At 72.6% G+C, this 19,445-nt stretch carries 22 protein-coding genes; 10 read left to right on the top strand and 12 right to left on the bottom strand.

What is annotated here, in order from left to right:
• Both ACH4S8_RS30250 and ACH4S8_RS30255 read left to right on the top strand, forming a co-directional pair.
• A partial coding sequence (locus ACH4S8_RS30250; protein ID WP_398399556.1) for an FMN-binding protein occupies positions 1 to 440 on the top strand: 440 nt, incomplete at its 5' end.
• Positions 441 to 486: 46 nt separating this feature from the next.
• On the top strand, positions 487 to 1,224 hold the full coding sequence (locus tag ACH4S8_RS30255) for an FAD:protein FMN transferase (RefSeq protein ID WP_398399746.1): 738 nt from the start codon (positions 487 to 489) through the stop codon (positions 1,222 to 1,224).
• Positions 1,225 to 1,340: 116 nt separating this feature from the next.
• On the opposite strand, the gene ACH4S8_RS30260 is transcribed toward ACH4S8_RS30255, so the two are convergent.
• From ACH4S8_RS30260 to ACH4S8_RS30285, 6 genes are all read right to left on the bottom strand, one after another.
• A complete protein-coding gene (locus tag ACH4S8_RS30260; protein ID WP_398399558.1) occupies positions 1,341 to 1,877 on the bottom strand; it encodes an arginine repressor in 537 nt (178 codons plus the stop codon).
• Positions 1,878 to 1,900: 23 nt separating this feature from the next.
• Positions 1,901 to 3,109 (bottom strand): acetylornithine transaminase, encoded by a 1,209-nt coding sequence (locus ACH4S8_RS30265; protein ID WP_398399560.1) that lies wholly within the window; start codon positions 3,107 to 3,109, stop codon positions 1,901 to 1,903.
• The gene (gene argB, locus ACH4S8_RS30270; protein ID WP_398399562.1) at positions 3,106 to 4,020 is read right to left on the bottom strand and encodes an acetylglutamate kinase; all 915 of its coding nucleotides are present in this window, start codon (positions 4,018 to 4,020) and stop codon (positions 3,106 to 3,108) included. Before argB ends, ACH4S8_RS30265 begins: the two co-directional genes overlap by 4 nt.
• On the bottom strand, positions 4,017 to 5,171 hold the full coding sequence (argJ, locus tag ACH4S8_RS30275; RefSeq protein WP_398399564.1) for a bifunctional glutamate N-acetyltransferase/amino-acid acetyltransferase ArgJ: 1,155 nt from the start codon (positions 5,169 to 5,171) through the stop codon (positions 4,017 to 4,019). Before argJ ends, argB begins: the two co-directional genes overlap by 4 nt.
• Positions 5,168 to 6,196 carry an N-acetyl-gamma-glutamyl-phosphate reductase gene (argC, locus tag ACH4S8_RS30280; RefSeq protein ID WP_398399566.1) on the bottom strand — a complete coding sequence of 343 codons (1,029 nt, stop codon included), beginning with the start codon at positions 6,194 to 6,196 and terminating at the stop codon, positions 5,168 to 5,170. Before argC ends, argJ begins: the two co-directional genes overlap by 4 nt.
• A 195-nt stretch (positions 6,197 to 6,391) precedes the next feature.
• Positions 6,392 to 6,784: a DUF5997 family protein gene (locus tag ACH4S8_RS30285; RefSeq protein ID WP_398399568.1), complete on the bottom strand. Its 393-nt coding sequence runs from the start codon at positions 6,782 to 6,784 to the stop codon at positions 6,392 to 6,394.
• A gap of 81 nt (positions 6,785 to 6,865) precedes the next feature.
• On the opposite strand from ACH4S8_RS30285, the gene ACH4S8_RS30290 reads away from it, so the two are divergent.
• The 4 genes from ACH4S8_RS30290 to ACH4S8_RS30305 all read left to right on the top strand — a co-directional run bounded on the left by ACH4S8_RS30290 (position 6,866) and on the right by ACH4S8_RS30305 (position 9,402).
• Entirely contained in the window at positions 6,866 to 7,684 is an 819-nt protein-coding gene (locus ACH4S8_RS30290; RefSeq protein ID WP_398399570.1) for a LysR family substrate-binding domain-containing protein, read from the top strand.
• A gap of 217 nt (positions 7,685 to 7,901) precedes the next feature.
• Positions 7,902 to 8,321: a MerR family transcriptional regulator gene (locus ACH4S8_RS30295; protein WP_398399572.1), complete on the top strand. Its 420-nt coding sequence runs from the start codon at positions 7,902 to 7,904 to the stop codon at positions 8,319 to 8,321.
• On the top strand, positions 8,318 to 8,767 hold the full coding sequence (locus tag ACH4S8_RS30300) for a carboxymuconolactone decarboxylase family protein (protein WP_398399574.1): 450 nt from the start codon (positions 8,318 to 8,320) through the stop codon (positions 8,765 to 8,767). The genes ACH4S8_RS30295 and ACH4S8_RS30300 overlap by 4 nt, the downstream gene beginning before the upstream one ends.
• A gap of 167 nt (positions 8,768 to 8,934) precedes the next feature.
• A complete protein-coding gene (locus tag ACH4S8_RS30305; RefSeq protein WP_398399576.1) occupies positions 8,935 to 9,402 on the top strand; it encodes a DUF6314 family protein in 468 nt (155 codons plus the stop codon).
• Here the strand turns inward: ACH4S8_RS30305 and ACH4S8_RS30310 are convergent.
• A complete protein-coding gene (locus tag ACH4S8_RS30310; protein WP_398399578.1) occupies positions 9,384 to 9,977 on the bottom strand; it encodes a histidine phosphatase family protein in 594 nt (197 codons plus the stop codon). The genes ACH4S8_RS30305 and ACH4S8_RS30310 overlap by 19 nt on opposite strands.
• 173 nt (positions 9,978 to 10,150) lie before the next feature.
• The gene (locus ACH4S8_RS30315; RefSeq protein WP_398399580.1) at positions 10,151 to 11,587 is read right to left on the bottom strand and encodes a PLP-dependent aminotransferase family protein; all 1,437 of its coding nucleotides are present in this window, start codon (positions 11,585 to 11,587) and stop codon (positions 10,151 to 10,153) included.
• Between ACH4S8_RS30315 and ACH4S8_RS30320 the strand changes: the two genes are divergently transcribed.
• Both ACH4S8_RS30320 and ACH4S8_RS30325 read left to right on the top strand, forming a co-directional pair.
• Positions 11,586 to 12,542 carry a DMT family transporter gene (locus tag ACH4S8_RS30320; RefSeq protein WP_398399582.1) on the top strand — a complete coding sequence of 319 codons (957 nt, stop codon included), beginning with the start codon at positions 11,586 to 11,588 and terminating at the stop codon, positions 12,540 to 12,542. The two genes, ACH4S8_RS30315 and ACH4S8_RS30320, sit on opposite strands and share 2 nt — an antisense overlap.
• Before the next feature lie 91 nt (positions 12,543 to 12,633).
• Entirely contained in the window at positions 12,634 to 12,828 is a 195-nt protein-coding gene (locus ACH4S8_RS30325; RefSeq protein WP_398399584.1) for a DUF1918 domain-containing protein, read from the top strand.
• Between the two features lie 64 nt (positions 12,829 to 12,892).
• Here ACH4S8_RS30325 and ACH4S8_RS30330 read toward each other — a convergent pair whose 3' ends face one another.
• Entirely contained in the window at positions 12,893 to 14,140 is a 1,248-nt protein-coding gene (locus ACH4S8_RS30330; RefSeq protein ID WP_398399586.1) for a glycoside hydrolase family 10 protein, read from the bottom strand.
• 166 nt (positions 14,141 to 14,306) lie between these two features.
• Between ACH4S8_RS30330 and ACH4S8_RS30335 the strand changes: the two genes are divergently transcribed.
• Both ACH4S8_RS30335 and ACH4S8_RS30340 read left to right on the top strand, forming a co-directional pair.
• Positions 14,307 to 15,167, top strand: a complete 861-nt coding sequence (locus ACH4S8_RS30335; RefSeq protein ID WP_398399588.1) for a 3-hydroxybutyryl-CoA dehydrogenase — start codon at positions 14,307 to 14,309, stop codon at positions 15,165 to 15,167.
• A 210-nt stretch (positions 15,168 to 15,377) separates the two neighbouring features.
• Complete coding sequence (locus ACH4S8_RS30340) at positions 15,378 to 15,635, top strand: hypothetical protein (RefSeq protein ID WP_398399590.1); 258 nt, start codon at positions 15,378 to 15,380, stop codon at positions 15,633 to 15,635.
• Between the two features lie 22 nt (positions 15,636 to 15,657).
• Here the strand turns inward: ACH4S8_RS30340 and ACH4S8_RS30345 are convergent, their stop codons facing one another.
• From ACH4S8_RS30345 to ACH4S8_RS30355, 3 genes are all read right to left on the bottom strand, one after another.
• Complete coding sequence (locus ACH4S8_RS30345; RefSeq protein WP_398399592.1) at positions 15,658 to 16,203, bottom strand: NUDIX hydrolase; 546 nt, start codon at positions 16,201 to 16,203, stop codon at positions 15,658 to 15,660.
• Between the two features lie 188 nt (positions 16,204 to 16,391).
• Positions 16,392 to 17,732 (bottom strand): transcriptional regulator, encoded by a 1,341-nt coding sequence (locus ACH4S8_RS30350; protein ID WP_398399594.1) that lies wholly within the window; start codon positions 17,730 to 17,732, stop codon positions 16,392 to 16,394.
• A 411-nt stretch (positions 17,733 to 18,143) separates the two neighbouring features.
• On the bottom strand, positions 18,144 to 19,097 hold the full coding sequence (locus tag ACH4S8_RS30355; RefSeq protein ID WP_398399748.1) for a PP2C family protein-serine/threonine phosphatase: 954 nt from the start codon (positions 19,095 to 19,097) through the stop codon (positions 18,144 to 18,146).
• Positions 19,098 to 19,445: the final 348 nt, after the last annotated feature.

Consider the following 19,445-nt stretch of genomic DNA (forward strand, 5'->3'; position numbering starts at 1 on the left):
CCGTCGCGGCGGGCAGCGCCCAGATCGACAGCGTCTCCGGCGCGACCTACACCAGCGAGGGCTACAAGAAGTCCCTGCAGTCGGCCCTGGACAAGGCGAAGACCGCGGGCGGCGCGTCGGGCTCCTCCGGGTCCTCGGGCAAGGCCTCCGCGCCCCCGGCCGCGCAGGCGCGGGTCGTCACGGGAACCGTGTCCGACACCCAGTACGGTCCGGTACAGGTCCGGCTCACCCTCAGCGGCAAGAAGATCACCAAGGCCGAGGCGGTCCAGGCCCCCAAGGGCGGGACCAGCGACCAGAAGACCGCGCTCGCGGTGCCCAAGCTCAACCAGGAGGCCGTCGCGGCGGGCAGCGCCCAGATCGACAGCGTCTCCGGCGCGACCTACACCAGCGAGGGCTACAAGAAGTCCCTGCAGTCGGCCCTGGACAAGGCCGGTGTCTGAGCCCGGGCAGGACGCACCGCAGGAGCTGCGCCACGCCGAGGAAGTGATGGGCACCGTCTTCTCCTTCGACGTGCGCGGCGGCGAACCCGATGCCGTGCGGACGGCGTTGGAGGAGGCCGTCGCCCGACTGCACCGCGTGGACGAGGTGTTCAGCACCTACCGCGAGGACAGCCAGATCTCCCGGCTGGTCCGCGGGGAGCTCACCGTCGAGGAGTGCGATCCGGAGGTCGCCGAGGTCCTCGACCTGGGCGCCGAGGCCGAACGGGTCAGCGACGGCTGGTTCAGCACGCGCTACGAGGGGCGGCTCGATCCCACGGGGATCGTGAAGGGCTGGGCGGCGGAGCACGCCGCCCGGCACCTCACCGCGGCCGGGGCGAGCGGAGTGAGCGTCAACGGCGGCGGTGACGTCCAGCTCTGCGGCGTCCCCGGACCGCACCGCCCCTGGCGGGTGGGCGTGTCCGACCCGCTCCGTCCCGGCGCGCTCGCCGCGGTGATCTCCGCGGCCGGCGTCGACCGGCTGGCCGTCGCGACCTCGGGCACCGCCGAACGCGGCGCCCATATCGTCGACCCGCGCACCGGGAAACCGGCGGTCACCGACCTGCTGGCCGTGACCGTGGTGGGCCCCCGGCTGACCTGGGTGGACGCCTGGGCGACCGCGGCCTTCGCGATGGGCTCGCGGGCGGGCCTGGACTGGCTGGAATCGCTCCCCGACGTGGAGGCGCTGCTCATCACCGCGGGCAACGAGGTCAGATGCACGGGAGGCCTCGCCCAGCGCCTGGGATGACCGGCACCGTCCTCACCTCCGGCGCCCGCACCCGTGTCCTCGCTCCCGGAGCCCTTTCCGGGGCGTACGACGGTGGGGCGCACCCCGCTCCGGGGTGCGCCCCACCGTCGTACGGGTCAGTGGTCCTTCTGGGCCAGCCGCAGCAGATGATCGGCCAGCGCCTGACCGCCCGTCGGATCACGGCTGATCAGCATCAGGGTGTCGTCCCCCGCGATCGTGCCCAGGACGTCGTGCAGTTCCGCCTGGTCGATCGCCGAGGCGAGGAACTGCGCTGCGCCCGGCGGGGTGCGCAGGACCACGAGATTGGCCGAGGCCTCCGCGGAGATCAGCAGCTCCGAGGAGAGCCGGCGCATCCGCTCCTCCTTCGCCGACTCCCCCAGCGGCGCGCGCGGGGTGCGGAAACCGCCCTCGCTGGGCACCGCGTAGATGAGGTCGCCGTCGTTGTTGCGGATCTTCACCGCGTTCAGCTCGTCGAGGTCCCGGGAGAGCGTCGCCTGGGTGACGTTCAGCCCGTCGTCGGCGAGGAGCTTCGCCAACTGGCTCTGCGAGCGCACCGGTTGCCGGTTGAGGATGTCCACGATCCGGCGGTGGCGTGCGGTGCGGGTCTGCGGCACGGCAGGCCCTGCGTGCTCGTGGTCCTGCGCCTGACTCATCGTCGTCGTCCCATTTCCCGGGATCACCCGTCCCCGTTGGCTGCGTCGAGGATGCCGGGAAGGGCCCGGAGGAACGCGTCCACCTCGTCGTCGCCGAGGTTCAGCGGCGGCATCAGCCGTACGACATCGGGGGCGGGCGCGTTCACCAGGAGACCGGCGTCCTGAGCCGCCTTCTGCACCTGGGGCGCGAGCGGCTCGGTGAGCACGATACCCAGGAGCAGCCCCGCACCCCGGACATGGTCGATCAGCGGATGGCCGGAACCGTCGCCGAGCCCCTCGATCCCGTCCCGCAGCTTCTCGCCGGCGCGCTTGACGTTCTCCAGGAGGCCCTCGGACTCGATCGTGTCGAGCACGGCGAGTCCGGCGGCGCAGACGACCGGGTTGCCGCCGAAGGTCGTGCCGTGCTGGCCCGGCTCCAGCAGCGCGGCGGCACGGCCGAAGGCGACGGTGGCGCCGAGCGGCAGTCCGCCGCCGAGGCCCTTGGCGAGCGTGACGACGTCGGGCAGGACGCCTTCGTGGGCCTGGTACTCGAACCAGTGGCCGGTGCGGCCGATACCGGTCTGCACCTCGTCCAGGACGAGCAGGGCGCCGTGGGCCGCGGTGATGGCCCGGGCCGCCTTCAGATAGCCGGGAGGCGGTACGACCACGCCGTTCTCGCCCTGGATCGGCTCGATGATCACCAGTGCGGTGTCCTCGGTGACCGCCTCGGCGAGGGCCTGCGCGTCGCCGTACGGGACGTGCGTGACGTCGCCGGGCAGTGGCAGGAAGGGCTCCTGCTTGGCGGGCTGGCCGGTGAGCGCGAGGGCGCCCATGGTCCTTCCGTGGAAGCCGCCGGTGGTGGCGACCATGTGGGTCCGGCCGGTCAGCCGGCCGATCTTGAACGCGCCCTCGTTGGCCTCGGCTCCCGAGTTGCAGAAGTACACCCGGCCCTCGCGGCCGAAGAGCTGGAGCAGCCGTTCGGCGAGGGCGACGGGCGGTTCGGCGATGAAGAGGTTGGAGACGTGGCCGAGGGAGGCGATCTGCCGGCTCACGGCCTCGACGATCGCGGGGTGGCCGTGGCCGAGGGCGTTGACCGCGATGCCGCCGACGAAGTCGAGGTACTCGTTGCCGTCGGCGTCCCACAGCTTCGTGCCGGCACCGCGGACGAGCGGCAGTCGCGGGGTGCCGTAGTTGTCCATGAGCGCGCCCTGCCACCGCTGGGTGAGCTCCGCGTTCGTCGCGCTGCCGGTCATTCGGCGTCCCCCGCTTCCTCGTCGTCCGGCACGACCATCGTGCCGATTCCTTCGTCGGTGAAGATCTCCAGCAGGATCGAGTGCTGGACCCGGCCGTCGATGACACGGGCGGTGGTGACGCCGTTGCGCACGGCGTGCAGACACCCCTCCATCTTCGGCACCATGCCGCTGGCCAGCTCGGGAAGCAGCTTCTCCAGCTGGGAGGCGGTGAGGCGGCTGATCACCTCGTCGCTGTTCGGCCAGTCCTCGTACAGTCCCTCGACGTCCGTGAGGACCATGAGGGTCTCGGCGTCCAGTGCGGCGGCGAGTGCCGCAGCCGCCGTATCGGCATTGACGTTGTAGACATGTCCGTCGTCCTGGCTCCGGGCGATCGAGGAGACGACCGGGATGCGGCCGTCGGCGAGCAGGGCCTCGATCGCGCCCGTGTCGATCGCGGTGATCTCGCCCACCCGCCCGATGTCGACCAACTCCCCGTCGATCCTGGGCTGGTGCCTGGTGGCGGTGATGGTGTGCGCGTCCTCGCCGGTGAGACCGACGGCGAGCGGTCCGTGCTCGTTGAGCAGTCCGACCAGCTCGCGCTGGACCTGTCCGGCCAGCACCATGCGGACGACGTCCATCGCCTCCTCGGTGGTGACGCGCAGGCCCGCCCTGAACTCGCTGACGATGCCGTGCCGGTCGAGGGCCGCGCTGATCTGCGGACCGCCGCCGTGCACGACGACCGGCTTGAGGCCCGCGTGGTGCAGGAAGACGATGTCCTGGGCGAAGGCGGCCTTCAGCTCGGCGTCGATCATGGCGTTGCCGCCGAACTTGACGACGACGGTCTTGCCGCGGTGCCGGGTCAGCCAGGGCAGCGCCTCGATGAGGATCTGCGCCTTGGGCAGCGCGGTGTGCTTGCGGGTCACATTGCTCATGAGCTGTACGCGCTGTTCTCGTGGACGTAGTCGGCGGTGAGGTCGTTGGTCCAGATCGTGGCGGTCGCGTCGCCGGCGGCGAGGTCGGCGACGATGTGGACCTCGCGGAAGCGCATGTCGACGAGATCGCGGTCCTCGCCGACCCCGCCGTTCTTGCAGACCCACACGCCGTTGATGGCGACGTTGAGCCGGTCCGGTTCGAAGGCGGCCCTGGTGGTGCCGATCGCGGACAGGACGCGGCCCCAGTTGGGGTCCTCGCCGTGGATCGCGCACTTGAGGAGGTTGTTGCGGGCGATCGAGCGACCCACCTCGACGGCGTCGTCCTCGCTCGCGGCGTTGATCACCTCGACCTTGATGTCCTTGCTGGCCCCTTCGGCGTCCCGGATGAGCTGCTGTCCGAGGTCGTCGCAGACCGCGCGGACCGCCTCGGCGAACTCCGCCCGGTCCGGGGTGACTTCGCTGGCTCCGGAGGCGAGCAGCAGCACGGTGTCGTTGGTGGACATGCAGCCGTCGGAGTCGACGCGGTCGAAGGTGGTGCGGGTGGCCGCGCGCAGCGCCCGGTCCAGGTCCGCGCTGTCCACGTCCGCGTCGGTGGTCAGCACGACCAGCATGGTGGCCAGGCCGGGGGCGAGCATGCCGGCGCCCTTGGCCATGCCGCCGACCGTCCAGCCGTTCCCGGTCACGACCGAGGTCTTGTGCACGGTGTCGGTCGTCTTGATGGCGATGGCAGCCTTCTCGCCGCCGTGCGGGCCGAGTCGGGCCACGGCCAGGTCGACGCCCGGAAGCAGCTTGTCCATGGGCAGCAGCACACCGATGAGACCCGTCGAGCACACGGCGACGCTGCCCGCGCCGATGTCCCCGAGCGCCTCGGCGACCTTCTCGGCGGTGGCGTGGGTGTCCTGGAAGCCCTTGGGGCCCGTACAGGCGTTGGCACCGCCCGAGTTGAGGACGACCGCGTTCAACTCGCCGCTCTTGAGCACTTGTTCCGACCACAGGACCGGCGCGGCCTTCACACGGTTGGAGGTGAAGACGCCCGCGGCGGCGCGGCGGGGCCCGGTGTTGACCACGAGGGCCAGGTCCGGGTTGCCGTTCGCCTTGATCCCGGCGGCGACGCCGGACGCGGTGAATCCCTGTGCTGCCGTGACACTCACGGTGCGACTCCGATCGTGGAAAGCCCCAGGTCCTCGGGGAGGCCGAGGGCGAGGTTCATGCTCTGGACGGCACCGCCCGCGGTGCCCTTGGTGAGGTTGTCGATGGCGCTGATCGCGATGATGCGGTGCGCGGCGGCGTCGTACGCGACCTGGACCTGAACGGCGTTGGAACCGTAGACGGACGCCGTGGCCGGCCACTGTCCCTCGGGAAGGAGGTGGACGAAGGGCTCGTCGGCGAAGGCCTTCTCGTAGGCGGCCCGGACGGACTCGGCGGTGGCTCCCGGCTTCGCCTTGGCGCTGCAGGTGGCGAGGATGCCGCGGGGCATGGGCGCGAGGGTGGGGGTGAAGGAGACGGTGACGGGCTCCCCGGCCGCGGCGGTGAGGTTCTGGATCATCTCCGGGGTGTGCCGGTGGACGCCGCCGACGCCGTACGGGCTCATCGACCCCATGACCTCGCTGCCGAGCAGGTGCGCCTTGGGGGCCTTGCCGGCGCCCGAGGTGCCGGAGGCGGCGACGATCACGGCCTCGGCCTCCGCCAGCCCCGCCGCGTACGCGGGGAAGAGGGCCAGCGAGGCGGCCGTCGGGTAGCAACCGGGTACCGCGATGCGCTTGGACCCCTCCAGCGCGGCGCGGGCACCCGGCAGTTCGGGGAGGCCGTAGGGCCAGGTCCCGGCGTGGGCGGAACCGTAGAACCGCTCCCAGTCCGCCGGGTCCTTCAGCCGGAAGTCGGCGCCCATGTCGACCACGAGGACCTCGGGGCCCAGCTGCTCGGCGACCTCGGCGGACTGCCCGTGGGGCAGCGCGAGGAACACGACGTCGTGACCGCGCAGCGCCTCCGCGGTGGTCCCCGTGAGCACGCGGTCCGCGAGCGGCAGCAGATGGGGCTGGATCTCCCCGAGCCGCCGACCCGCGTTGGAGTTGCCGGTCAGGGTGCCGATCTCGATCTCGGGGTGCGCCAGGAGCAGGCGCAGCAGTTCCCCGCCCGCGTACCCACTCGCTCCCGCCACCGCCGCACGCATCGCCATGGAACCCTCCTCTTGGATGGCATGACTATACGTTTCCCTGCACGTTTATGCAACGATGCAATCAGGCCCCCCGTACGAAGGAAGGGGTGCCGCACGAGTCGTGCGGCACCCCTGTCTCCAGAGAACCCCGGAGGAACGCCCGTGCCATCGCCGTCCGCGCACTGGTGCGCGGACGGGATTCCCGGGCTCCTCGGGTCAGGAACGCTTCGCGTCCCGCTCCTCGTTCTTCTGCTTGATGCGTACCGCCTCCTTGCGGACCTCCGCCTGGGTGGCGCGCTCACGCCGCAGCCACTCGGGGTCCTCCGTCTTCAGCGCCTCGATCTGCTCGGTGGTGAGGGCCTCGCTGACGCCACCGCGGGCGAGTCCCGCGATGGAGACGCCGAGCTTGGCGGCGACGACCGGCCGCGGGTGCGGGCCGGTGCGGCGCAGCTCCTGGAGCCACGCGGGCGGGTCGGTCTGCAGGGCGTTCAGCTCGGCACGGGAGACGACACCCTCCTGGAACTCGGCGGGGGTGGCCTCGAGGTACACACCCAGCTTCTTCGCCGCGGTGGCGGGCTTCATCGTCTGGGCGGTCTGGTGCGAACTCATGGGGTCAAGGGTATCGAGCGCGCGGGCCCCCGCCGACCATCGCCGGTACGGCGCCGGGGCCACGCCGGGTAATCTGACGTGGTGACCGGCTCCGAAGCATCCCCCTCGTTCAGGCTCGCCTACGTTCCCGGGGTGACGCCCTCGAAGTGGGTACGGATCTGGAACGAGCGGCTGCCCGACGTGCCCCTGGCCCTCGTCCCGGTGTCCGCCTCCGAGGTGTACGACGTCCTGCGGCGCGGCGACGCCGACGCGGGCTTCGTCCGGCTGCCGGTCGACGGGGCCGGCCTGAGCGCGATCCCCCTCTACACCGAGACGACGGTCGTCGTGGTCCCCAAGGACCACATCGTGACGGCGGTCGAGCAGGTCTCGGGCGAGGACCTCGCCGACGACATCGTGCTGCACCCCCTCGACGACCCGCTGGACTGGGAGCGCCTGCCGGGCAGGCCCGCGCTGGAGCGGCCCGCCGCGACCGCGGACGCCGTGGAGCTCGTCGCGGCGGGCATCGGGGTCGTGATCGTCCCGCAGTCCCTCGCCCGGCTCCACCACCGCAAGGACCTCACCTACCGGACGGTCACGGACGCCCCCGAGTCACGTGTCGCGCTGGCCTGGCCCGAGGAGCGGACGACCGACATGGTCGAGGACTTCATCGGCATCGTGCGCGGACGCACGGCCAACAGCACGCGCGGGCGCTCCCAGACCCCGCCCGCGGGGCAGCAGAAGGACCGGGGCGCCGCGAAGTCCGCCAAGTCGGCTCCCCGGAAGTCGGACTCGGGCGGCGGCGCCCGGCGCAAGCCCGCGCCCGGCAAGGGCGGCGGCAGGGCCACGGCCAAGAACTCCCGGGGCGGCACCGGCGGCCCGAAGGGCGGCGCGAAGCGCGGCAGGCCCCGCCGCAGCTCCTGACCTGCTCCGCAAACGTCTCGCCCCCACCTGCTCCGCGCCACCTCTCCCTCCCTCCGGACCTGACGCCGCACGGCTTCTCCCCCACCGGCTCCGCGCCCGGCTCGACGATCGCGGGGCGGTTTCCGTCCGGCTCCCGCAGGACACTCGCCGCCCCGGCTCCGGACGCGGTTCCGGCGGCGCTTGACCTGGAGTGCGCTCCAGGTTCTACGGTTTCCTCATGAGCAGCGGACAGCCCCTCCCCCGCACCGCGGAACCGACCCTCACGATCGCTCAGGTCGTCGAACGCACCGGCCTCACGCACGACACGCTGCGGTACTACGAGAAGGCCGGTCTGATCGAACGGGTGGGCCGCACCACCGGGAACCAGCGGCGCTACCGGGCGGCGGACCTCGCCTGGCTGGAGTTCCTGATCCGGCTGCGGGAGACCGGCATGCCGATCGCGGACGTACGGAGGTTCGCCGAGCTGCGCTCGCGGGGCGACGCGACGGTCCCCGAGCGGCTGGCGATGCTGCGGGAGCACAGCGCCGGCCTCGAGGAACGGATCCGCGCACTGCGCCGCAACGCGTCCGTCCTCGACGACAAGATCGACCACTACGAACGGCTGCTGGAGCGGCCGGGATCGGACGACCGGACATGAGCGACACCGTGAACAGCACCGGGTCCACCACCCGCGAGGAGCGTTTCGAGCACGGCATGAAGGTCCTCGACCAGGTGGACGGCGAGGCCGGCCGGCGGGTGGTCGCCGCGCTCGGGGACATCAACCCGGAACTGGGCCACCAGATCGTCGCCTGGGCCTTCGGCGACATCTACGACCGGCCCGGACTCGCCCCGCGCGACCGCCAGCTGGTCACCCTCGGCATGCTGACCGCGCTCGGCGGCTGCGAGCCCCAGCTGGAGGTGCACGTCAACGCGTCGCTGAACGTGGGGCTCTCCCCGGAGGAGATCGTCGAGGCGCTGCTGCACTCCGCCGTCTACTGCGGCATACCGAAGGCGATCAACGCGACCCTGGTCGCGAAGAAGGTGTTCGGCGAGCGCGGGCTGCCGCCCGTCGGAGAGCACCTCGCGGCGGACCCCGCCGTCTGATCCCCGGATCCCCGGGACGCGTCACCGGCGCCCGGTCCTCCGGGCGCGCCGATGACACCCTGTCCGAGGCCACGGTCATCGGCCGGCGACGCGGACGGCAGGATAGAGGGAGGCCGGAGCGCGTCGACGGGGCGCGCCGCATCGAACGGGACGGAGACCGGGACGGCATGGGCGAGTTCTGGCCGGTGGAGGACGTGCTGACGTACTTGGGCGGAAGCTGGCGCGTCGAGCGCACCGTGCGCGACCTCGCGAGCGGCGCCGAGGGGCACTTCACCGGCACGACCGTGTTCGATCCGCTGGACGGCTCCGGGCTGCTGCACCGGGAGTCGGGCACGTTCGTGTGGCAGGGCGTCGCGCGGCCCGCCGAGCGGACCCTGCGGTTCCTGCCGGGCCACGGCCCGGGGACCGCTCTCGTACGGTTCTCCGACGGCCGCCCGTTCCACGACCTGGACCTGTCGAGCGGACGCTGGGTCGCCGATCACCCGTGCTCGGCGGACCTCTACCGGGGCGAGTTCACCGTCCGGGACGAGAACCACTGGCGGTCCGTGTGGCGGGTACGGGGGCCCGCGAAGGATCTGGTGCTCACCACCGGCTACACGCGACCGGTCACCACCGGCTACACGCGACCGAGCTGAACAGGCGCCCCGTCGACGCGCAGGTTCCAGCGGCCCGCCCGGCCCGTCACGGTGATCGCCGACAGGGGGCGGACATCGATGTTCCAGTACGTCTGCGGCGGCGCCTTCAACGCGTAGACCAGCGCGGCCCGCACGACCGACGGCTCGGCCACCGCGACGATGCTGCCGCCGTCCTCCCCCGGCCGGGTGTCGAGCCAGGCGCCGACCCGGGCGATGAAGGCCAGCAGGCTCTCACCGCCGTGGGGTGTGGAGCGCGGATCGGACAGCCAGGAGTCCACGGCCTCGGGCTCACGGGCCATGGCCTCGCCCAGGGTGAAGCCCCGCCAGCGGCCCATGTCGCAGTCACGCAGCGCGAGCTGGACCAGCGGGGCGTAGCCGAGGACGTCACCGGTGGCCCGGCTGCGGGGTGTCGGCGCGCAGTAGCGCAGCTCGGCCGCCGCCAACGGCAGCAGTCCCGCGGCGGCGCGCTGCGCTTCTTCCCATCCCGCCTGGTCCAGCGGCCGGTCGTCCTCGAAGCGCTCCGCCAGCAGCGCGGAGCTTCGCGCTGCGGCGACGAACGTGACCCGAAGATGCATGCGCAGATCGTGGAACGCCGGCCTCCACAGGTCAAGGGTGTTACAGAGGGTGTCCGAATATGCACGGGACATCGACGGCCGGTCTGTGCACCCGCTGTGCGGACGCCCCGGGTCCGGCCTTCCCCCCGGCGCGACCCCGCGCCCCCGGCGGCGCGGAGCCCGGTCGCGTCCGCTCAGGTCCGTACCTCTTCGTAGGCCGCCGCCAGCCGTCGTACGCCCTCCGTGATCTCCTGCGTCCCCGCCACCGCCGCGAAGCTCAACCGGATCTGCGCGGCCGGGGGTTCGGCGCTGTAGTAGGGGCGGCCCGGAGTCACCGCCACGCCCGCGCGCAGTGCGGCGGCGGTGAACGCGGACTCGTCGGTTCCGTCGGGCAGCCGGGCCCACAGGTGGTAGCCGCCGAACGGGATGTGGGGCAGGGCGAGTTCGGGGAGCCGCAGCCGCAGCGCGGCGGTCATGGTGTCGCGCCGGGCCTTCAACTCGGCCGAAACAGTGCGCAGATGACGCGGCCAGGCGGGCGAGCCGACGAGTTCGAGCGCGGCCTCCTGGAGCGGGCGCGGCACGAAGAAGGTGTCGACGACCTGGATGGCGCGCAGCCGCTCCAGCACCGGACCGCGTGCCGCCAGGGCACTGACCCTGAAGCTCGGCGAGGTCGCCTTGGTCAGCGAACCGACGTGCACCACGACTCCGTCGGGGTCCTCGGCGGCCAGCGGACGCGGCAGCGGGCCGGCGTCCTCGTGCACCAGGCGGCGCACGAAGTCGTCCTCGACGACGAAGGCCCCGGCGTCCCGCGCGATGCGCAGCACCTCGCCGCGCCGCTCCGGCGCGAGCACGGCGCCGGTCGGATTCTGGAACAGCGGCTGGCAGACGAACACCCGGGCACCGGTCGCCCGGAAGGCGTCGGCCAGCAGCTCGGGCTTCACCCCGTCGGGGTCGACCGGGACCGGGACGGGGCGGAGGCCTGCGGCACGGGCGATGGCCAGCATGCCCGGGTACGTGGGCGACTCGACCAGGACCGGGGCACCGGGCGGCGCGAGGGCGCGCAGGGCGGTCGTCAGGGCGCTCTGGCCGCCCGCCGCGACCAGTACCTCGGCGGCGCCGATCGCCCCGCCGATGCCGCGGGCGAACCACTCGCGCAGTTCGGGCAGTCCCTCCATGGGCGGCCGGGACCAGGCACCGGGGCGGCGGCCCGCCCGGGAGAGGGCCGCGCCCATCGCCCGCTCCGGCTGGAGCGAGGGGTGCAGATAGCCGCCGTTGAACTCGACGACGCCGGGAGGCGGCGCGGCCAGCGAGACGAGCACCCCGGAGGCGTCCACGGTACGGGGGACGGCCTCGGTGGCCACGTCCGCGCTGAGCGCGATCTCCTGCCAGGACGTGTCCCCGGTGGAGGCGACGGCGGGCCGGGGCCGGGCCCGGAAGGCGCCCGCACCGGGCCGGGTGACGACGAGGCCCTCGGCGGCCAGCTGCGCCAGCGCCCGTGACACGGTCACCGGGCTCACGCGGAACCGCTCGACGAGTGCCCGGCTGGACGGCAGCTTTCCACCGGGAGAGTAGCGGTCGAGCTCTTTCCGCAAGCTGTCCGCCAGATCACCCACACTGCTACGCTCTTGCATGAGAGCACAGAGTAGCGCTATCGACCGGACCGGGATAGCGGTCAGCACCGACGTCGAGCCCCCGGCCGCCACCGCTCCCCGGAGCCCCGCTCCGGCGGACCGCCGCTCGGGCACCCTTCAGGCGGCCCTGGGGGTCACCGCCTTCTCCCTCACCTTTCCCGCGACCGCCTGGGGCCTCACGGGCTTCGGCCCCTGGTCGCTGGTGACGGTGCGCTGCGTCCTCGCGGCGGTTCTCGCGGGCGGCTGCCTGCTGGCGCTGCGGGTCCCCCGGCCGGCCCGGCGGCATCTGGCGGGCCTCGCCGTGGTCGCCGCCGGTGTCGTCCTCGGCTTCCCGCTCCTGACGACCCTCGCCCTGCGGACCTCGACCACGGCCCACGCGGCCGTCGTGGTCGGGCTGCTGCCGCTGACGACGGCGCTGTTCTCGGCGCTGCGCACCGGCGCGCGGCCGTCGCGGACGTTCTGGATCGCGGCCTGCGCGGGTGCGGCGGCCGTGATCGCGTTCACCGTGCAGCAGAGCGGCGGTGCCCTCACCGGCGCGGACGCCTACCTCTTCGGGGCCCTGCTGATCTGCGCGGCGGGCTACACCGAGGGCGGCCGGCTGGCCCGGGTGATGCCGGGCTGGCAGGTCATCGGCTGGGCCCTGGTCCTGTGCCTGCCGCTGAGCGTTCCGGGCGCGCTGCTCGCGCTGTCGTACGAACCGGTGCACCTGACGGCGCACAGCCTGACCGGGCTGCTGTGGGTCGCGGCCGGTTCGCAGTTCCTCGGCCTGGTCGTCTGGTACCGGGGGATGGCGTCGATCGGGATTCCCAAAGCCAGCCAGTTGCAGCTGGCCCAGCCGCTGCTCACACTGGTGTGGTCGGTACTGCTCCTGGGCGAGCGGCTCACCCCGGCGGCACCCCTGACAGCAGCCGCCGTCCTCGTCTGCATCGCTCTGACCCAGCGGGCACGGGGCTGACGCGCGCGCACGGGCCCGGCCGGCCCGCGCCCCGGGCGCCGGCCCCGAAATCACGAACCGTTGCTCCCGTACGGACGAGGAGACTGTTCAGATGCACGCAACCAAAGGCGACCAGCTGGTACAGCACGGCAGGACCGTCGGCCAGCACGACAAGGTCGCGGAGATCACCGAGGTCATGGGAGCGGAAGGCTCTCCCCCCTACCGCGTGCGGTTCGAGGACGGTCACGAGGCCGTGTGCTCGCCGGGGCCCGACTCCGAGATCCGCCACCGGGACATGCCGAAGTAGGACGACCACCGGGACATGCCGAAGCAGGACGACAGGGCAGGAGCGGACGGACGCCGGCGGGCTCTCAGCGCGAGGGCTTCGCCGGCTGCCGGTAGTGGTCGGCGACGACGCGCGCCATCGCGCCGATCCGGTCGGCGCCCGCCTCCGAGGCCGCGAAGAAGACATGGCCGCGCACCTCGGTGTGGCGGCGGGCGAGGGTGAGGTGCCGGGAGAGCTCGGCCGGGTCCTGCCAGGCCGCGGGCTGCGCCGGGTCGCCCGCCTTGTACAGCGCCTCGCCCGCGTACAGCTGCACGCCCGTGCCCCGGGCGACCTGCGCCCACCAGGGCAGCAGCAGCGCGTAGTCGGCGGCGGCGAAGCCGATGTTCCAGTACAGCTGGGGGCAGATGTAGTCCACCCAGTGCTCCGTGACCCACTTCCTGGTGTCGGCGTACAGGTCGTCGTACGTCTCGACGCCGGCCCGGGTCGGTGAGCCGAGCGGGTCGGTCGACCCGTTGCGCCAGACGCCGAAGGGGCTGATCCCGAAGCGGACCCCGGGGCGGACCTTCTTGACGCCCGCCGCCATCTCCAGCACCAGCCGGTCGATGTTGTGGCGCCGCCAGGCCGCCCTGTCGGGGAAGCCCGCGCCGTGCTCGGCGTACGCGGCATCGTCGTCGAAGCGCTCGCCGCGCACCGGGTACGGATAGAAGTAGTCGTCCCAGTGCACGCCGTCGACCGGGTACCGGCGTACCGCGTCGAGCATCGCGGCCAGGACGAACGTACGGACCGGGGGCAGTCCCGGGTTGTAGTAGAGCTTCCCGCCGTAGCGCACGGTCCAGTCCGGGTGGAGCCGCGCGGGATGCGAGGGGGCGAGTCTGCCGGGGTCCGGCTGTCCCGAGACGCGGTACGGGTTGAACCAGGCGTGCAGCTCCAGGCCGCGCGCGTGGGCCTCGCGCACCGCGGTGCGCAGCGGGTCCCAGCCGGGATCCCGGCCCTGGACGCCGGTCAGGTAGCGGGACCACGGCTCGTACGGCGAGGGCCACAGCGCGTCGGCGGCGGGGCGGACCTGGAAGAACACGGTGTTGAGGCGCAGGCGTACCGCCGTGTCCAGATGGCCGAGGAGTTCGGCGCGCTGGCGTGCGGGGCTCAGGCCGGTGCGGGAGGGCCAGTCACGGTTCGAGGCGGTCGCGAGCCACATGCCCCGCAGGGCGCGCGGGGCCGCCGCCCCGTGCGGTGCGACCGCGTCCCGGGCGGCCGCGGTGTCCCCCGCCGTACCCGGCCCCGCCAGTGCCGCGAGCGCGGCCGCCGTGAACGTCCGGCGTGGCAGTCGCCCCATGCCCGCACCCCCTACGTCGTGAATTCATCCGATTACAGAACATATCGCCCCAGCATGCACCACCCCGGCGATCGATCATCGATACTTGGGAGTAACGTGCACGTTCGGAGCAGGGACCGAACAACGGACGACCTGCCAGGCCGTACGGATCAGCGAAGGGGACGATGTGACCGACATCGAGCGCGTCGGAGTGGTGGGCTGCGGCCAGATGGGAGCGGGCATTGCCGAGGTGTGCGCCCGCGCCGGACTGGACGTGAAGGTCGCCGAGACCACCGGCGAAGCCCTGGAGATCGGCCGGACCCGGCTCTTCTCCTCCCTCGCCAAGGCGGCCGGGCGCGGAAAGATCTCCGAGGAGGAGCTCAAGGCCACCCAGGACCGGCTGAGCTTCACCACGGACCTCGGCGAGTTCGCCGACCGCGACCTGGTGATCGAGGCCGTCGTCGAGAACGAGCAGGTGAAGACCGAGATCTTCCAGGTGCTCGACCAGGTGGTGACCAGGCCGGACGCGATCCTGGCCTCCAACACCTCCTCGATCCCGCTGGTGAAGCTGGCCGTCGCGACCTCGCGTCCCGACCAGGTCATCGGCATCCACTTCTTCAACCCGGCCCCGGTGCAGCAGCTCGTCGAGCTGATCCCGGCGCTGACCACCTCCGAGGGCACCGTCGGCCGCGCCCAGCTGTTCGCCGAGAAGGTGCTCGGCAAGCAGGCGATCCGCGCCCAGGACCGCTCGGGCTTCGTCGTCAACGCGCTGCTGATCCCGTACCTCCTGTCCGCGATCCGGATGTTCGAGTCGGGCATGGCGAGCCGCGAGGACATCGACAACGGCATGGAGATGGGCTGCGCCCACCCGATGGGCCCGCTCAAGCTGTCCGACCTGATCGGTCTGGACACGGTGGCCTCGGTCGCGTACTCGATGTACGAGGAGTACAAGGAGCCGCTGTACGCCGCTCCCCCGCTGCTCCAGCGCATGGTCGACGCCGGCCGCCTCGGCCGCAAGACGGGCTCCGGCTTCTACACCTACGGCTGACCGGCCGGACGCGGGCCGAACGCCCGCTCCGCCCAACGGAGTCCGCACGGGCCCGGCGCCTTCCACGGTGCCGGGCCCGCGTCGTTCACACGCCGTGTGCGGGCCGGGCCCGCATATGCCCGGCGCACACGCTCCCCACCTGCCCACCAGGCGAGTTGACTTTCCGTACGCAGACACAGGGATGTGCCGACCACGGAAAGGAGCGGACTCGTGACCGCCGACCCCGAGCATCCCGCGGCCCCCAAGGAGATCGCGGAGTTACGCCGGTCGCTCGAAGTGGGGTTCACCCGCATCGAGGGCGGACTGGCGCTGCTCACCCAGCGCGACGACCAGACGGCCAAGGACCTCGACGACCTCAGCACACGGATCGTCGCCCTCGAACACACCCGCTGGCCCCTGCCCGCCGTCGCCGTCGTCGCGGCCGTGGGCGCACTGGCCGTGGCCGTGTGGCAGGCTCTGGGCCGCTGAGGCCCGGGACGCCGGGGGATGATCAGGGCAACGCGTCCTGCCCGAGCCTGAGATGGTGCAGGAGGAGCAGTGCGGCCGCCATGTTGGCGGCCGGGACCTCGCCCCGGGCGACCATGTCGGGGACGAGTTTCAGGGAGACCCATTCCCGGCGGTCGGACTCGAAGTCGTCCACGGGGTGTCCGATGTAAGCGCCCTCGTCCGCCCAGTAGATGTGATGCCGGGCGTCGGTGAGCCCGTTCGAGGGCTCGACACTCATCAGATGCCTGAGGGGCCCCGGCCGCCACCCGGTCTCCTCCTCCAGTTCACGGGCCGCCGCCACGGCGATGTCCTCGCCGTCCTCCACGACGCCCGCCGGAAGCTCCCATCCCCAGCTGTCGGTGATGAACCGGTGCCGCCACAGCAGCAGCACCTCGTTGGCCTCGTTCACCACCGTGGCGACGGCGACGGGCCGCAGCCGTATCAGGAAGTGATCGATATGCCGCCCGTCCGGCAGCTTCACATCCGCGAGATTGACGCTGAACCAGCGGTTTTCATACACAGTTTGTTCGTTCTGTTTCGTCCACTGCACGGTTCTGCCACCTTCCGCCGAGTGAAGGCAATATCGCAGCAGCGGCGTCCCGGCAGCAGGGCTCACTGGGGTCGGGGCGCAGCACGGTGGCGGTGAACACGACCGGGCGTGAGGGGCGCCCGCGTCGTGGCGCCGCTCGTGCCCCGACGCCTCGGCCCGGCGGGTGAAACGGCTCGTCCGGCCGCTTCCTACAGCGGTACGCGCAGGGCACCGTCGATGAGTTCAGCGGCCTCGGTCGTGCCCGCGCAGCCGCTGCGCACCAGGTGTTCGCGCACCGCGCGCAGTCTGTCGCGCAGCCGCTGGGACTCCATCCCGCGCGCCTGCTCCGCCATCTGCACGGCCGTCGCCACCGCCTTGTCGGCGTTGCCCTGGCGCAGTTCGATCTGGCTGAGCATGGCCAGCCGGTGCACGCGCCCCCGGTCGTGCGCCGGAGTGTCGACCGCGGCGGCGGCGTGCTCCGCGGCGGCCACCAGGTCACCGAGGCTGAGCAGTGCCTCCGCCACCTGTACGTTGACCAGTCCCGGCTGGACATAGCCGGTCTCGTCGGGCTCGTAACCGCGCCGGATGCGCTCGGCGGCCTGCTCGGCACGCCGTATGCAGGACAGCGCGCTGCTGCCGTCGCCGAGGTGGGCGTACGCCTTGGCCTGCATGGCGTAGAGGTCGGAGGCGAGGGCCGGGGTGATCTGGCGCCCCGCGGCGCGCAGCGCGGCCTCGGCGAAGGCGACCGCCTGCCGGTACTCGCGCATGAACAGCGACTGGTTGACCAGCAGAGCTATGACGTACGCCCCGAGTCCCCTGTCGTTGCTGGCCTTCGCCAGGCGCAGCGCCTGGTGGAAGTAGCGCTGGGCGAGTCCGTGCGCGTCGGAGTCGTAGGCGCAGATGCCCGCGATGGCCACCAGCCCGCCCGTGGCACGGTGGAGTTGCCGGCCGGTGGCGTCGGTGTAGCTGCCGCGCAGCAGGGGCGCGGTCTCGGAGTTGAGGAAGCCGACGATCCGGGTACGGGTCGCTATGCCCCCGGCCTTGCGGTACATCTGCTCGTAGTGGGCCCGGGCCGCGCGCAGCATCTCGATGTCGGCCATGCTGACCCGGTGGCGGCCGCCGCGGGAGACGTCCACGTCCTCGGGCGGGTTCTCCCACTCCCACACGGGCATCACGGCGGGGGTTCCGGTGACGGCCGGGGCGCCGAGGATGTGCGGGCGCTGCTGTTCGTCGGAGCGCCACAGCGCGGTGGCGCGTTCGACGAAGCCGGAGAGCGAGCCGGCGTGCGGGGCGGAGGGCTCGCCGGGGACCCCGAGGCCGATGTCGTCGAGCGTGACGGGCCGGTGCAGTCGCCCGGCGAGCACCTCGCAGATCAGGTCGGGCACCTGGCCGCGCGGCCGCTGGCCCTTCAGCCACCGTGCCACGGCGGTGTGTTCGTAGCGCAGGGCGAGACCGCGGGCCCGTCCCGCCTGGTTGACGTGGGCGGCGAGTCCGGCGTGCGAGATGCCCGCCTCGTCGAGGATCGCGTCGAGCAGAGTGTTGGGCTGCATGGGAGGCCCCCCGAGTGGCTCGTTGCCGACGGCGCCGGTCGCGCGGGCCGCGCCCGACCGCACCAGAGAGAGTAGTGCGTCCCCTTTCACACGGGGTGTGTTGGGAATGCCCGTATCCGCACCGTGCGCGCGCTGTCGCGGAGGGTTTCGCACCGGTTGACTGATATGCCTCGCAAGAGGCCGGCCGGGCCGCCGGCTCCCCCTCGTACAGTACGGCGGCCCGCTCCGCGCCGTCCGCCCGGCCGCCTGCCCGACACTCCGTGGCCGGGCGGACGGCAGAGCCGGCCGGCCGGGGCGACCGCGGGACTCCGGTCGTCCGGGTGTGGGTCCCGTGGCCGGTCGTCCCCCCAAAAACGCGGAGGAGCGCATGCCGCCGTCACCCGTGCCGGCCGAAGGGGTGCGGGAGAGCCTTCATCGAGGCACGTGCTGGGACACCCGGCCCTGTTTCAGAGCGAGGGGCCGGCGGTCGTTGTGCAGCACCAGGAGAGCCACGTCGTCGTCGGGCCGGCCGCCGGTGTGGCGCAGCAGGCCGGTGAACACCGCGCCGAGCACGGCCTGCGGTACGACGGGCCCGTCGCGGACGGCCGCCGCGAGCGCCGGGAGCAGGGGGAAGAACCGGCCCCGGGCGTCCCGCGCGTCCTCGGCGCCGTCGGTGTGCAGGAAGAGTCCCTCACCGGGCCGGAGCCGGCCGCAGGACTCGACCGGGAGACGGGCGGGCAGCGGGAACAGCCCGAGCGGGGGCAGCGGTTCGGCGCTGACGAGGGGCCGGACGCGGCCCCTGGCGAGCAGATACGGCCAGGGATGGCCGCAGTTGAGGGCGCGCATCTCGCCGTCGCCGCGGATCTCCAGCAGCAGGACGGTGACGAACTCCTCGGCGACATGGCTGTCGGGGTCGGGCTCGGCACCGGGATGTCCGGCCCGGTCCCGCTCGCGCAGGTGCCGGGCCAGCGCCCGCTCGAGTCTTCCGAGGACACCGCCGAGTTCGGCCTCGTCGTGGGCTGCCTCGCGGAAGCTGCCGAGGACGGCGGCGACGGTGCCGATGGCACCGAGTCCGTGCCCGCGGACGTCCCCCATCACGACCCGCACGCCGTGCTCGGTGGCGATCGCCTCGTACAGATCGCCGCCGATGCTCGCGCCGTGGTCCGCGGAGAGCTGGGCCGCGGCGAAGTCCAGTCCGTCGATGCACGGTGGCAACGGGCGCAGCAGGACGTTCTGTGCGGCCCCGGCGACGGTGCGGATCTGTTTGAGTTCGCGCAGGAGCGTTCTTCTGACGTGGAGTATCAGACCGGCACCGACCGCGAGGAAGACGGCGCTGGTGACGATGCGGGCGCCGAGTCCGTTCTGCTGCGCGAGCGGACAGGCCATCTTGTACGAGATCGCCAGCGCGCCCCAGACCGCGGGCAGCCCCAGGTTCACCGCCCGGTGCAGTGGCGGCCGGCCGTTGGTGCGCGGGACCCGGTGGCCGAGGCCGCACTTCTCCCGGGTGAACCCGAGCCGAGGCCGCCGACCACGCACCGCCCGGTCGAATCCGGCCCTCAGCCGGTCGCGTCGGCGCCGCGGTCCGAGGACCGCCCTGGCCGGGTTCCGCGAATGCGTCCGGAGCGTCGCCCTGCGGGGAGCCCCAGCCTTGATACGGATCATGCCGATTGGCCCCCCAATAGGCACGGACAGCGCAGACGGCCTCGGAGAGACCGCTCCGATTCTGTCGCCGCC

Origin of the sequence: Streptomyces sp. NPDC021080, from assembly GCF_044333225.1 — a bacterium.
Taxonomy (GTDB): Bacteria; Actinomycetota; Actinomycetes; order Streptomycetales; family Streptomycetaceae; genus Streptomyces.

What these genes read in the sequence shown, in the direction of transcription:
- ACH4S8_RS30255 (WP_398399746.1), top strand. Translation starts at nt 487, where the DNA reads ATGGGCACCGTCTTCTCCTTCGACGTGCGCGGCGGCGAACCCGATGCC.
- ACH4S8_RS30260 (WP_398399558.1), bottom strand. Translation starts at nt 1,877, where the DNA reads ATGAGTCAGGCGCAGGACCACGAGCACGCAGGGCCTGCCGTGCCGCAG.
- ACH4S8_RS30265 (WP_398399560.1), bottom strand. Translation starts at nt 3,109, where the DNA reads ATGACCGGCAGCGCGACGAACGCGGAGCTCACCCAGCGGTGGCAGGGC.
- argB (WP_398399562.1), bottom strand. Translation starts at nt 4,020, where the DNA reads ATGAGCAATGTGACCCGCAAGCACACCGCGCTGCCCAAGGCGCAGATC.
- argC (WP_398399566.1), bottom strand. Translation starts at nt 6,196, where the DNA reads ATGGCGATGCGTGCGGCGGTGGCGGGAGCGAGTGGGTACGCGGGCGGG.
- ACH4S8_RS30285 (WP_398399568.1), bottom strand. Translation starts at nt 6,784, where the DNA reads ATGAGTTCGCACCAGACCGCCCAGACGATGAAGCCCGCCACCGCGGCG.
- ACH4S8_RS30295 (WP_398399572.1), top strand. Translation starts at nt 7,902, where the DNA reads ATGAGCAGCGGACAGCCCCTCCCCCGCACCGCGGAACCGACCCTCACG.
- ACH4S8_RS30300 (WP_398399574.1), top strand. Translation starts at nt 8,318, where the DNA reads ATGAGCGACACCGTGAACAGCACCGGGTCCACCACCCGCGAGGAGCGT.
- ACH4S8_RS30305 (WP_398399576.1), top strand. Translation starts at nt 8,935, where the DNA reads ATGGGCGAGTTCTGGCCGGTGGAGGACGTGCTGACGTACTTGGGCGGA.
- ACH4S8_RS30310 (WP_398399578.1), bottom strand. Translation starts at nt 9,977, where the DNA reads ATGCATCTTCGGGTCACGTTCGTCGCCGCAGCGCGAAGCTCCGCGCTG.
- ACH4S8_RS30320 (WP_398399582.1), top strand. Translation starts at nt 11,586, where the DNA reads ATGAGAGCACAGAGTAGCGCTATCGACCGGACCGGGATAGCGGTCAGC.
- ACH4S8_RS30315 (WP_398399580.1), bottom strand. Translation starts at nt 11,587, where the DNA reads ATGCAAGAGCGTAGCAGTGTGGGTGATCTGGCGGACAGCTTGCGGAAA.
- ACH4S8_RS30325 (WP_398399584.1), top strand. Translation starts at nt 12,634, where the DNA reads ATGCACGCAACCAAAGGCGACCAGCTGGTACAGCACGGCAGGACCGTC.
- ACH4S8_RS30330 (WP_398399586.1), bottom strand. Translation starts at nt 14,140, where the DNA reads ATGGGGCGACTGCCACGCCGGACGTTCACGGCGGCCGCGCTCGCGGCA.
- ACH4S8_RS30350 (WP_398399594.1), bottom strand. Translation starts at nt 17,732, where the DNA reads ATGCAGCCCAACACTCTGCTCGACGCGATCCTCGACGAGGCGGGCATC.
- ACH4S8_RS30355 (WP_398399748.1), bottom strand. Translation starts at nt 19,097, where the DNA reads ATGGCCTGTCCGCTCGCGCAGCAGAACGGACTCGGCGCCCGCATCGTC.